The following is a 12,238-nucleotide window of genomic DNA, read 5'->3' as shown; positions in this document are numbered from 1 at the left end:
CTCAGTCGGCGTACTTCGCCGCTGCCGCCGTGTACTGCGGCTCCGGGTTCATCGCCGCGGCGAGCCGCAGGAACGGTGCGGCCTCCGCACCGCGGCCGGCCCGCTCCAGGGTCCGGCCCAGTGCGTGCGTGGCCCACGCGTCACACGGGTCCAGCTCGACCACCCGCCGCAGCGTCGCCTCGGCCCGGCGCAGTTGGAGCGAGAGGAAGTACGCCCGGCCGGCCAGTTGCTGCACGGCCACGTTGTCGCGCTCGTCCTCCAGCACCGGCTCCAGGATGCGCAGCGCGCCCAGCGGGTCGCGTCGCTCGACCAGTTCCTCGGCAACTCGGTAGTTCTCCAGGGTCAGCGTCACGGTGGCTCCCTTCGCAATGCTCGTGACGGCGTCGGACACCAGGCAGAACCGAGTACCCCGGCCGGGTATTCCGCGGGTGACCGGGCACCCGGGTCAGGCCCCCGGGACGAGCACGGCGCGGCCGTTGATCCGGCCGTGGTGCAGCCGGTCGTACACGTCCGGAGCCTGGTCGAGCGGGAACTTCTCCACATGCGCGCTCACCGCACCGTGCCGGGCCAGCTCGATCAGTTCGATCAGTTCGGCGCGGGTACCCCAGTAGGGCGTGCTGACCGAGCACTCGAACGGGATCAGGCCGAAGCCGACCGGGAGGGTGCCGCCGCCGATGCCGACGATGGTCAGGTCGCTCTCCGTGCCGGCGCACTTCGCGGCCAGGTCGACGGTGGGCTGGACACCCGCGAAGTCCAGCACGAGCTGCGCACCGACGCCGTCGGTGGCCTCGCGGACGATGTCGGCGGCCTTGTCGTCGGACCTGATCGCCAGATGTGCGCCCGAGGCACGGGCCAGTTCCAACTTGTCCTCGCTCACGTCCAGGGCGATCACCCGGGTGGCGGACAACGCGCGCAGCAGCTGCACACCGATGTGGCCGAGGCCGCCGACGCCCAGGACCACGGCGGTGCTGCCCGGGTAAAGCTTGTCCAGCGAGCGCTTGATCGCGTGGTACGGGGTCAGCCCGGCGTCGGTGAGCGGAACGGTCTGCACCGGGTCCAGGTCACCGATCGGAACCAGGTGCCGGACGTCGTCGATCAGCACGTAGTCGGCGAGCGCACCGGGAGCACCCAGCCCGGGCGGCCGGATGCCCAGCTCGGCGGCGCGCGTGCAGTAGTTCTCCTTGCCCTGTGCGCAGGCGTGGCAGGCACCGCAGCCCCAGGGTCCGTAGACCACGACCGCGTCGCCGACGGCGAAGCCGGTGACCCCCTCGCCCAGGGCGGCCACGGTGCCGGCGCCTTCGTGGCCGAGGGTGAGCGGGGCGTTCGGGCCGAAGGTCCCCGGCGGTTGACTCATCACGAAGATGTCGGAGTGGCAGACACCGCCGGCGGTGACCTCGAGCAGCACCTGCCCGGGACCCGGTTCCGGCGCGGGGATCTCCCGCACCTCGACCGGCTTGCCGAACTCGACGTATTGGACGGCCTTCATGGGTTTCTCCCTTTCCGGCGTACCGGCCCCCACGTGGGTACCCGGGTGGTGCTCGGGTGGCACGGTGGGCCGGCGACGTCAATGGTCGGGCTATTGCTCGCCAACCGAATGGATTACCGAGGCGGGGTATCCGCACGCCCGCCCTTACGGCGCGGTGTAGCCGCCGTCCACCAGGTGATAGCTGCCGGTGACGAAGGAGGCCCGATCGGAGAGCAGGAAGGCGACCGGTTCGGTCACCTCGTCGGCCGTGCCGAGCCGGCCCATCGGATGCAGCCTGGCCAGTGCGGCGTGCGCCTCGGCGTCGGATTCCTTCAGCAGCGGGGTCTCGATGAAGCCCGGGCCGATCGCGTTGACCCGGATCCCGCGCTGCGCGTACTCGATCGCGGCGGTCTTGGTCAGGCCCAGCACGCCGTGCTTGGCCGCCACGTAGCCGACCGCGTTCGGGAAACCGACCGAGGACAGGATCGACGCCATGTTGACGATCGCGCCGCCCCCGGAATCCAGCATCGCCGGGATCTGGTGGCGCATCCCGTAGAAGACGCCGCTCAGATTGATGTCGATCACCTTGCGCCACCCGTCCGTCGGGTACTCGCCGGTGTGCGCGTGCGGGCCGGTGATGCCCGCGTTGTTCACCGCGAGGTGCAGTCCGCCGAACGCCTCCACCGCCGCCCGCACGAGCGCCGCGCAGGACTCCGGCTCGGCCACGTCCACCCGCATCCCCCGGGCGGTTCCGCCGGCCTCGGTGATCTCGGCGGCGACCCGGGCCGCGCCGGCGTCGTCGAGATCGGCGACCACGACGTTTGCGCCGTCGGCGGCGAGCCGGCGGGCGATCGCGGCACCGATGCCCGAGGCGGCACCGGTGACGATGGCGGTCTTGGTTGCGAAGTCTGCGCTCATGCCTTCGATCCTGCGATCGGGCGACCGCCGGCGCCCGTCGGACGGGACCTAATGGGGGACGGCGGCAACCGGCCTCACAGGCCGTTCAGGGCCACGTCGATGCCGCGCCGGACGATGTCCGCCTTGGTCTCGTCCGGAAGATGGGCCAGCTCCGTGTCCAGCAGCAGCACGCTCAGGCCGTGCACGGCGGACCACATCACCACGTCCGAGTACTTGCGCCGCTCGGCGGGGAGACGTCCGAGCGCGACCAGTTCGTCCAGCGCCTGGGACATCAGCGAGTAGGACTCCTCCGACTCGTCCGGCGTACCCCGCAGATGGCCCTCGTCGTCGCCCGCGGCCCGAGCCGCCTGCCGGCGCCCGATCATCGGCTCGCCCTCGGTGACCCCGTGGAAGATGGTCCGGAACAGGCCCGGCTCGGCGAACGCGAAGCGCACGTAGCCCAGCCCCGCCGCACGCAGCCGACGCAGCGCCTCGTCCCCCGGATCCGGACACGGCTCACCCTCGGCCAACTCGGCCCGCATCGTCGCCGCGAGCATCGCCAGACCGCGATCCTTGACCGCCACGACCAACTCGTGATGGTTGGCGAAGTGCCGGTAGGCGGCGGTGGAGGACACGCCCGTCGCGCGCGCGGCCTCGCGCAGCACGATCGCCTGCGGACCACCCGCCCGGGCCCGTTCCACCGCGGCCTCGGTGAGTGCGTTCCGCAGGTCGCCGTGGTGATATCCGCGACGACCCGAGGTGCCGGCCACGTGTTCGCTTGCCATGGTTCTCCGTTCGATCCAGCCCCATGTTGACACTGCGCACATTCGGTGCCAAGTTATCGATGCAAACATTGTTATCGGCGTCAACATTGCTGCTCCGGCTCTGGCACGCCGTCCCCACGGACCGCATGGAAGGTCGATGATCATGCTCGAACGACTGGGGGATCTCGTATTCCGCCGGGCCCGCGCGGTGCTCGTGGTCGGCGCGTTGTTGTTGCTCGTCTCGGCCGGGGTGGGCTTCGGCGCCTTCGGCAAGCTCCAGGCGGGCGGATTCGACGCGCCGAACTCGGCCTCCACCCGAGCCCAGGACGAGATCAAGCACACCTTCGGCGGCCGGCCCAACCTGGTGGTCGAGGTCCGGGCCAAGGACGGCTCGAACGTCGACGCACCGGCCGTCGCGGAGGCCGGCCGCCGCCTCACCGCGTCCCTCGCCGCCGTACCGGGCTTCGACCAGGTGGCCTCCTATTGGACCACCAACGCGCCCGGGCTCAAGGCCGACGGGGGCCGCGGCGCGCTGCTCGTCGCCCACTCGGTCGAGGACGACGTCAGCGAGTTGCCCAAGGCCGCCCAGCTGCCCCCGGACAGCCCGCTCAAGGTCCGGGTCGGCGGCGACGCCTCGATCGGGCCGGCCGTCAACGGCCAGGTCGGCAAGAGCCTGGCGATCGCCGAGTCGATCGCGATACCGCTGACCCTGCTGCTGCTCGTGCTCGCCTTCGGCAGCCTGATCGCGGCCCTGGTCCCGCTCGTGATCGGCTTCATCGCGATCATGGGTACCTTCGCCGAGTTGTTCGTCCTCGGCAGCCTGACCGACGTGTCGATCTTCTCGATCAACCTCACCACGGCCCTGGGCCTGGGTCTGGCGATCGACTACGCGCTGTTGATCGTGGCGCGACACCGCGAACTGCTGCACGCGGGGCACGACCTGCACGACGCGGTGGTGGGCACGCTGCGCACCGCCGGGCGGACCATCGTGTTCTCCGCCGCGACGGTGGCCGCCGCGCTCGCCGTGCTGCTGGTCTTCCCGCAGTACTTCCTGCGCTCGTTCGCGTACGCGGGCATCGGCGTGGTGATCGTCTCCGCGCTCGCCGCGCTGATCGTCGCCCCGGCCCTGCTGACCGTGCTCGGCCCGCGCGTGGAGTCGATGCGGATCAAGGGCGTCCGAGGCGTCCAGGGGGCGGAGGCGCCGATGTGGTCGCGGCTCGCCGGCTTCGTCACCCGCCGACCCGCGCTCACCGCGCTGCCGGTGCTGGCGGTGCTGCTGCTGGCCGCGTCGCCGCTGCTCGGAGTCACGTTCGGCACGCCCGACGAACGGGTCCTGCCGACCGACACCCAGGCGCGCCAGGTCGGCGACACGCTGCGCGCGGACTACAGCCTCGACGACACCCGCACGCTGGACGTGGTGCTGCTCGGCTCCGGCGCGCAGGCCCCGGTGGACGCCTACGCGGCCCGGCTCGCCACGCTGCCGGGAGTGACCCGGGTGGACAGCGCGGGCCCGGACCGGATCCGGCCGAACGCGCGCCTGCTGTCGGTGGTCACCACGCTGCCCGCCAAATCGGACGCCGCCCAGGACCTGGTCCACGACGTCCGGACGATCCCCGCACCGGACCGCACCGAGGCCCTGGTCGGCGGCACGGACGCCCGCCTGGTCGACACCAAGACCTCGATCGGCGACCGGCTGCCGCTCGCCTTCGGGTTGATCGTGCTCAGCACGTTCGTGCTGCTGTTCCTGTTCACCGGGAGCATCCTGCAACCGCTGCGGGCGTTGCTCCTGAACGGGATCAGCATCACGGCCGCGGTCGGCATCACCGTCTGGGTCTTCCAGGACGGACATCTCTCCGGCCTGCTCGGCTTCACCCCGCTGCCCATGGACACCTCGATGACGGTGCTGCTGTTCTGCATCGCGTTCGCGCTGTCGATGGACTACGAGGTGTTCGTGACCAGCCGGATCAAGGAATTGCACGACGCCGGCGCGTCCGACGAGGACGCGGTCCGGCAGGGTCTGGGCCGCACCGGACGGATCGTCACCACCGCCGCGGCGCTGCTCGCGGTGACCTTCGTGGCGTTCCTGACCAGCAGCGTGAGCTTCCTCCAGCTGTTCGGCTTCGGTGCGGCGCTGGCGATCCTGCTGGACGCGACCCTGGTCCGGGGCATCCTGGTGCCGGCCGCGATGCGCTTGCTGGGCCGGCACGCGTGGTACGCCCCGCGGTTCCTGCGCCGGGTGCACGACCGGGTGGGCCTGCACGAGTCGGCCGAGCCGGCGGTGCCGCCGGCCCGATCGGCTGCCGCGAGCGAGACCGGCGAACGCGTACCCGACGCCATGCACTGACCCGGCGCGGCCGATCGGCCCTGCCCGGTTCGCCGCCGGCTCGGTCGGCTAAAAAGGGGCCGCCTCCGGGAAGTGATTCCCGGAGGCGGCCCCTCCGTCGTTGCCGTGCGCGGTTTCCCGCGGGCCCGACTACTCCTTGGTCAGGTTCGGACCCGAGCCGGTCGCCTCGATGGGCGGTGCGTCCGGCAGCGGGGCCTTGTCCATGCCCTCGAAGGTGAACTTCTCGTCCTTGCCCTCACCCTCGGTGTCGACCACGATGATCGACCCCGAGCGCAGCTCGCCGTAGAGGATCTTCTCGGAGAGGTTGTCCTCGATCTGGCGCTGGATCGTCCGCCGGAGCGGACGGGCACCCAGCAGCGGGTCGTAGCCCCGCTTGGCGAGCAGTGCCTTGGCGGCGGGACGGAGCTCGATGCCCATGTCCCGGTCGCGCAGCCGCTCGTCCACCTTGGCGATCATCAGGTCGACGATCTGGATGATGTCTTCCTCGGAAAGCTGGTGGAAGACGATCGTGTCGTCGACACGGTTGAGGAACTCGGGACGGAAGTGCTGCTTCAGCTCTTCGTTGACCTTCGCCTTCATCCGGTCGTAACCGGTCTTGACGTCGGACGATCCGGAGAAACCGAGGCCGAAGCCCTTCGAGATGTCCCGCGTACCGAGGTTGGTCGTCATGATGATGACGGTGTTCTTGAAGTCGACCACCCGACCCTGGGAATCGGTCAGTCGACCGTCCTCCAGAATCTGCAGCAGCGAGTTGAAGATGTCCGGGTGGGCCTTCTCGACCTCGTCGAACAGAACCACCGAGAAAGGCTTGCGACGGACCTTCTCGGTGAGCTGGCCACCCTCTTCGTAACCCACATATCCGGGCGGCGAACCGAACAGCCGGGAGACCGTGTGCTTCTCGGAGAACTCGCTCATGTCCAGCTGGATGAGCGCGTCCTCGTCGCCGAAGAGGAACTCGGCGAGCGTCTTGGACAGCTCGGTCTTACCGACGCCGGACGGGCCGGCGAAGATGAACGAACCACCGGGACGCTTCGGGTCCTTGAGCCCGGCACGGGTGCGCCGGATGGCCTGGGAGAGCGCCTTGATGGCGTCCTTCTGGCCGATGACCCGCTTGTGCAGCTCGTCCTCCATGCGGAGCAGACGGGCCGACTCCTCCTCGGTCAGCTTGAAGACCGGGATGCCGGTGGCGGTCGAGAGGACCTCTGCGATCAGTTCCTCGTCGACCTCGGCCACGACGTCCATGTCGCCGGCCTTCCACTCCTTCTCCCGCTTCGCCTTGTCGGCGAGCAACTTCTTCTCGCTGTCGCGCAGGGACGCGGCCTTCTCGAAGTCCTGCGCGTCGATCGCGGACTCCTTGTCCCGACGCACGTTGGCGATCTTCTCGTCGAACTCGCGCAGGTCCGGCGGCGCGGTCATGCGCCGGATGCGCATCCGCGAGCCGGCCTCGTCGATCAGGTCGATCGCCTTGTCCGGCAGGAACCGGTCGGAGATGTACCGGTCCGCGAGCGTCGCCGCGGCCACCAGGGCCTGGTCGGTGATCGACACGCGGTGGTGCGCCTCGTAGCGGTCGCGCAGACCCTTGAGGATCTCGATCGTGTGCGGCAGAGACGGTTCCGCGACCTGGATCGGCTGGAACCGGCGCTCCAGCGCCGCGTCCTTCTCCAGGTGCTTGCGGTACTCGTCGAGCGTGGTCGCACCGATCGTCTGCAGCTCGCCGCGCGCCAGCATCGGCTTGAGGATGCTCGCCGCGTCGATCGCGCCCTCGGCGGCGCCCGCACCGACGAGCGTGTGCAGCTCGTCGATGAACAGGATGATGTCGCCTCGGGTGCGGATCTCCTTGAGCACCTTCTTCAGCCGCTCCTCGAAGTCACCACGGTAGCGGGAGCCCGCCACCAGCGCGCCGAGGTCCAGCGTGTAGAGCTGCTTGTCCTTGAGCGTCTCGGGCACCTCGCCCTTGACGATCGCCTGGGCCAGGCCCTCGACGACGGCGGTCTTGCCGACGCCGGGCTCGCCGATCAGGACGGGGTTGTTCTTGGTGCGGCGGGACAGCACCTGCATGACCCGCTCGATTTCCTTCTCGCGCCCGATGACCGGGTCGAGCTTGCCTTCGCGCGCCGCCTGGGTCAGGTTGCGCCCGAACTGGTCGAGCACGAGGGACGTCGAAGGCGTCCCCTCCTGGCCGCTTCCGCCCGGCGCGGTGGATTCCTTGCCGGTGGAGTAGCCGGAGAGCAGCTGGATGACCTGCTGGCGGACCCGGTTCAGGTCGGCGCCGAGCTTCACGAGGACCTGGGCGGCGACGCCCTCGCCCTCGCGGATCAGGCCCAGCAGGATGTGCTCCGTGCCGATGTAGTTGTGGCCGAGCTGGAGCGCCTCGCGAAGCGACAGCTCGAGGACCTTCTTCGCACGGGGCGTGAAGGGGATGTGACCGGACGGGGCCTGCTGACCCTGACCGATGATCTCCTCAACCTGCTGACGCACTGCCTCAAGCGAGATGCCGAGGCTCTCCAGGGCCTTCGCAGCGACGCCCTCACCCTCGTGGATGAGGCCGAGGAGGATGTGCTCAGTACCGATGTAGTTGTGGTTGAGCATCCGGGCCTCCTCCTGAGCCAGGACGACAACCCGCCGCGCGCGGTCGGTGAACCTCTCGAACATCGTTATCGCTCCTCAGAGCGGTCGTGCAGATCGGGGACGGTCCCCTCCCTGTCCTTCCGCATGCTAGTCCTGCACGCAGGACCGCTCGATTCGTCCGTGAAGACGTGCGACCCACGTGTTGCGGACCGCGTTGGACAACTAGTCAAACCCGATGGTGCGTGTCGGTGTTCCCGCCGGCCACGTCCTGAGGCCGATTCCGAGTACGCCAGAAGCGAACGCGGCTTTTTCCGGCACTCACTCGCCCCGGCACCGACGCCGATTCCGCCTCCCCGACTCCCCACCATGTCCGGGTCATACCCAGGACGACACCCGCTGTATACCGGCAGGTCACGACCGCCGTGCAGGCAATCGTGCGGGCGCTCGGCGAGATTCGGCGCGGCCGTGCCGCGCGTCGTATCACTCATCGCGGTTGCCATATCACCTTTCGTAACCTCGCTGTCGTCCCGGAGTTGAACACGTTATGGCAGCCACCCTTGTTTTCGCGTCCCGTTCGGCGCCCGTCGTGCCCGGTCCGTTGGACGAGGCCCTCTGGTACGCGCGGGCCCTCGGCTGGCCGGCGGCCCCGGGATCGCCCGACGCGGCGGGCGGGCTCGCGGTGGCGACCACCGATCCGCAGGCGCTCTCCCGGTACTGGGCGGCCGCCCCGGCGGCCTCGGTCCGACTGGCCGCCGGGGTGCGCTTCGACGTCCTGGATGTTCCCGGGGCGGCCGGCGTCCGGGCCCTGGACCGGGCCGAGCGGCTCGGGCTCCCGGTCGGGCCGGTCGCCGCGACCGGCACGGGTCGGATCCAGTTCTTCGTGGCCCCCGGGGTCGCGGGCGACCTGCCCGCCCTGCTGGACTGGCTGGATTGGGCCGACCTGGACCTGGACCTGCGCGCGTACGGCGAGGGCGACACGGTGGCCGCGCCGTCGCCGTGGCCGGCCACGTGGCGGGCGCCGTGGCCGCGCTCGTGGGAGCACGCGCGCTGGTTGCGCCCGCCGGTCGATCCGGGCCCCGTGCGCCCCGTCGGGGACCTCGGGGCCCGCGGCGCGGTGCTGCACGTGGACGTGCGCTTCCCGGACGTCACCCGGCTGCTGAGCACGTTGGCGCACGCGTGCCAGCACGTGCGGCTGTTCCCGCGACCGCGGGCCACCGAGCCGAGGCCGCTGACCCACCACCGTCCGGTACCGGCCTGAGGCACGACCGGCCACCGGCCCCGGCGCCGACCCGGCCCCGGGAAAAACGACATGAGCGGTGCCCTCCCCCGGTTCGTTCGGGGGAGGGCACCGCTCGATGATGGCGTCGACGATCAGGCGTGGGCCTTCTCGTAGGCGTCGCGAATGTTGCCCGGCACGCGACCGCGCTCGCTCACGTCGTAGCCGTTCTCCTTGGCCCAGGCGCGAATCTTGGCGGTGTCGCCGGAGGCGGCACCACCCTTGGCCACCTGGCGAACGCCGCGGCGAGCCGCGACCCGGCCACCGGTCTTACGGCCGGCCTCGACGTAGGTCGTCAGGGCCGCGCGGAGCTGCTCTGCGTGCGTGGCGCTCAGGTCGATCTCGTAGGAGACACCGTCGAGCGCGAACGTCACCGTCTCATCGGCCTTGCCGCCGTCGAGGTCGTCAACGAGAAGAATCTGGACCTTCTGTGCCACCAGGATTCCCTTTCATCGGGAGGGTTCAACCAACTCAAGAAAAGGAAACCGCTTTCTGCGGGAAAATACAAACCCACCCGCGCGGAACCCGTCGAGTCGGCAATACGTTACCGGGTTTGTGGTTGCGACTTCACCGCACACCACACCGTCATGGGCAAGAAGCGTCAAGGGGTTCGCCGCCGTGGGGCACGCGATCTCCACCACACTCGCGCGGTCTACGCGGATCGAGATCACTGCCAGAGATGGAGCAGCATCCGCGTGTTGCCAAGGGTGTTGGGTTTGACGCGTTCCAGATCCAAAAACTCGGCGACGCCCTCGTCGTACGAACGCATCAGTTCACTGTAGACATCGCCGTCGATCGGGGTCTCCTCGATCTCGACGAAGCCGTGCTTCGCGAAGAAGTCGACCTCGAAGGTCAAGCAGAATATCCGTCGAACACCGAGCCAACGCGCGGTCTCCAGGAGTTTGCTGAGCAAGAGATGGCCCAGTCCGTGCCCGCGACACGCCGGATCCACCGCGAGCGTGCGCACCTCGGCGAGGTCTTCCCACATCACGTGCAGCGCACCGCACGCGACCACCTCACTGTCCGCGTCCCGCTCGGCAACCCAAAACTCCTGCACGTCTTCGAAGAGGGTGACCGTGGGTTTGTCCAGAAGGATACGCAGCCCCACGTACCCATCCACAAGGCGTCGAATGGCCCGCACATCGGACGTTCTGGCACGTCGGATCGTCACTTCCATGGGCTGACGCTATCGCGATCACGATAGCCGTCGCCGCTCCGCCCTGTTTACCACCGATCTGCCCCGGTGGAAGCGGAAACACCCGGACCGACGACGGAGGTCCGGGCGGGGTTTCGCACCGCCCGGACCTCGCGTTCTTCATACATCCGGCACCGATACCCACAGCCCGCCGCCACCGTCGTGGAGTGATCGGGTCGGATATGGACCGATTCCCCCGGTGATTACCGGGTCTTGGAATCGGCCACCCGCGTGCTCGCGCAAGCCGCCTCGGTGTCGTCGCTACACGCGTTGCGGATGACCGGCTTGGCACCCGGCGCGCTGACGAAACTCGATCGCGCGGTCATCTCGGATCCGGCCACGCCTTGCGGCACCTTGAACACGAGAATCAGGGTGACCTCCGAGCCGCCCTTGATCCCGCCGGTCTTCCACACTCCGGTCGCCGCGTCGAATTCCCCCTGCGAGACCTTGGATTTCGTCGGTTTCACACCCGCCGGCAACGCGTTGCGCACGACCGCGGACTTCGCCTCGTCGCCGCCGGAGTTTCGTACGGTCACCGTGTGGGTGACGGTATCGCCCGGCCTGGCCTGCACGGGGTCGGCCGTGCGGCGCAATTCCAGCTTCGCCGTCGAGGCCGGGTCCACCGTCCGGGCGGGCGGCTGGCCCGGCAGCGTCACCGAGGTCGTGTCCACGCCGAGGTCGGCCGCGTTCGGCACATCCGGCAGCGTCACGCCCGGCGGCAGCGACGTGCCCAGCGTGCTCATCAGGCCCCCGAGCGTGTCCTGGAGCCGCTGCCCGAGCGTCGCCCGCAGCTGATCGAGTTGACCGCGCAGGTCGGCCATCGCGTCGTCCAGCGCGGTCATGTCGGATTGCGCGGGCGATGGCACGCGCGAGGTGGACCACCGGGACCACCCGTGCGACGTGGTCCACCCGTTCGCCGTGGTCCATTCGTACGACGTCGTGACGGGGTCCGGCTGCTGCCGGGGTGCCGCTGCCGCCTGGCTGACCGTCGCCGGAAGGGCGCCCAGCACCGCGCTCACCGCGACGCCGGCCACCACGAGGGCGCGTCCCGTCCGGGTTTTCACTCGCATCATGTCGGTCCACTTTCCGTTCCGCCGTGCAGAAGTCGCATTTCTTACGTAGATCATTAATACGATTACGCAGAGTTGCACTCCGAAGCGGCACGAGCTGCGCCGAACGAATTGGCAACGCCCCCGAACAGCCCAGGGCCGCACCGAACGGGCCGTCGATTCGGCTCAGGGCAGGGCGACCCGCAAGGCGTCGCGCAACGCCTGGATCTGTTCCGGCGTCATGCCCTCGACGAAGTGCACGAGAGCGCCGGCGCGACTGTCGCCCGCCGCCCAGTCCGCGCGCATCAACTCGGCCGTATACGCGTCCCGCGAGCGCACGGCTTCGTAGCGAAAGGCCCGCCCGTGCAGCCGGCGGCGCAGCAGACCCTTGCGAAAGAGTTTGTCGAGCACGGTCATCACCGTCGTATAGGCGAGCTCGCGTTCCGGCAGCAGTGCCTCCTGCACCTCGCGCACCGACGACGGGCGATTGAGCCGCCAGATGCAAAGCATCACCCGGGCCTCGAGTTCGCCGAGACGCTGCATGCCGACCCCTTCCCGAAACCTCGTCGCATCGTGAGCTGCATCACGCATCTCACGCGATCTCCTACGCGGCATCGTAGACACGGCTTTGTCATGAATTGTCGCATTCGGCGCGCATGCGGCTCTGGTGCGGCGGTTCG

The 12,238-nt window shown here is 69.5% G+C and carries 11 protein-coding genes; 2 read left to right on the top strand and 9 right to left on the bottom strand.

Annotated elements, in window-relative coordinates:
• Position 1 precedes the first annotated feature (1 nt).
• The 4 genes from ACZOOI_RS16255 to ACZOOI_RS16240 all read right to left on the bottom strand — a co-directional run bounded on the left by ACZOOI_RS16255 (position 2) and on the right by ACZOOI_RS16240 (position 3,147).
• Positions 2–352, bottom strand: coding sequence for a tetratricopeptide repeat protein (locus ACZOOI_RS16255; protein ID WP_391586449.1), 351 nt, complete (start codon positions 350–352; stop codon positions 2–4).
• Between the two features lie 93 nt (positions 353–445).
• The gene (locus tag ACZOOI_RS16250; RefSeq protein ID WP_465276547.1) at positions 446–1,486 is read right to left on the bottom strand and encodes an NAD(P)-dependent alcohol dehydrogenase; all 1,041 of its coding nucleotides are present in this window, start codon (positions 1,484–1,486) and stop codon (positions 446–448) included.
• 144 nt (positions 1,487–1,630) lie between these two features.
• Positions 1,631–2,383, bottom strand: coding sequence for an SDR family NAD(P)-dependent oxidoreductase (locus ACZOOI_RS16245; RefSeq protein ID WP_465276546.1), 753 nt, complete (start codon positions 2,381–2,383; stop codon positions 1,631–1,633).
• Positions 2,384–2,457: 74 nt separating this feature from the next.
• A complete protein-coding gene (locus ACZOOI_RS16240; RefSeq protein ID WP_465276545.1) occupies positions 2,458–3,147 on the bottom strand; it encodes a TetR/AcrR family transcriptional regulator in 690 nt (229 codons plus the stop codon).
• Between the two features lie 136 nt (positions 3,148–3,283).
• On the opposite strand from ACZOOI_RS16240, the gene ACZOOI_RS16235 reads away from it, so the two are divergent.
• Entirely contained in the window at positions 3,284–5,470 is a 2,187-nt protein-coding gene (locus tag ACZOOI_RS16235; protein WP_465276544.1) for an MMPL family transporter, read from the top strand.
• A gap of 129 nt (positions 5,471–5,599) precedes the next feature.
• On the opposite strand, the gene ACZOOI_RS16230 is transcribed toward ACZOOI_RS16235, so the two are convergent.
• On the bottom strand, positions 5,600–8,122 hold the full coding sequence (locus ACZOOI_RS16230) for an ATP-dependent Clp protease ATP-binding subunit (RefSeq protein WP_465276543.1): 2,523 nt from the start codon (positions 8,120–8,122) through the stop codon (positions 5,600–5,602).
• Between the two features lie 460 nt (positions 8,123–8,582).
• Here ACZOOI_RS16230 and ACZOOI_RS16225 point away from each other — a divergent pair, with 460 nt between their 5' ends.
• Complete coding sequence (locus tag ACZOOI_RS16225) at positions 8,583–9,296, top strand: SCO3374 family protein (protein WP_465276542.1); 714 nt, start codon at positions 8,583–8,585, stop codon at positions 9,294–9,296.
• A 113-nt stretch (positions 9,297–9,409) separates the two neighbouring features.
• Here the strand turns inward: ACZOOI_RS16225 and ACZOOI_RS16220 are convergent, their stop codons facing one another.
• The 4 genes from ACZOOI_RS16220 to ACZOOI_RS16205 form a co-directional block, all read right to left on the bottom strand.
• On the bottom strand, positions 9,410–9,751 hold the full coding sequence (locus tag ACZOOI_RS16220; RefSeq protein ID WP_391586443.1) for a histone-like nucleoid-structuring protein Lsr2: 342 nt from the start codon (positions 9,749–9,751) through the stop codon (positions 9,410–9,412).
• Between the two features lie 230 nt (positions 9,752–9,981).
• The gene (locus ACZOOI_RS16215) at positions 9,982–10,491 is read right to left on the bottom strand and encodes an amino-acid N-acetyltransferase (RefSeq protein ID WP_465276541.1); all 510 of its coding nucleotides are present in this window, start codon (positions 10,489–10,491) and stop codon (positions 9,982–9,984) included.
• 221 nt (positions 10,492–10,712) lie between these two features.
• Complete coding sequence (locus ACZOOI_RS16210; protein ID WP_465276540.1) at positions 10,713–11,660, bottom strand: DUF11 domain-containing protein; 948 nt, start codon at positions 11,658–11,660, stop codon at positions 10,713–10,715.
• Positions 11,661–11,744: 84 nt separating this feature from the next.
• The gene (locus ACZOOI_RS16205) at positions 11,745–12,101 is read right to left on the bottom strand and encodes a BlaI/MecI/CopY family transcriptional regulator (RefSeq protein WP_465276539.1); all 357 of its coding nucleotides are present in this window, start codon (positions 12,099–12,101) and stop codon (positions 11,745–11,747) included.
• Between the last annotated feature and the right edge of the window lie 137 nt (positions 12,102–12,238).

It is taken from the genome of Embleya sp. L77 (assembly GCF_055557415.1).
Note: the sequence above shows the minus strand (reverse complement) of the source record. Positions and strands in the feature narration are given on the sequence as shown.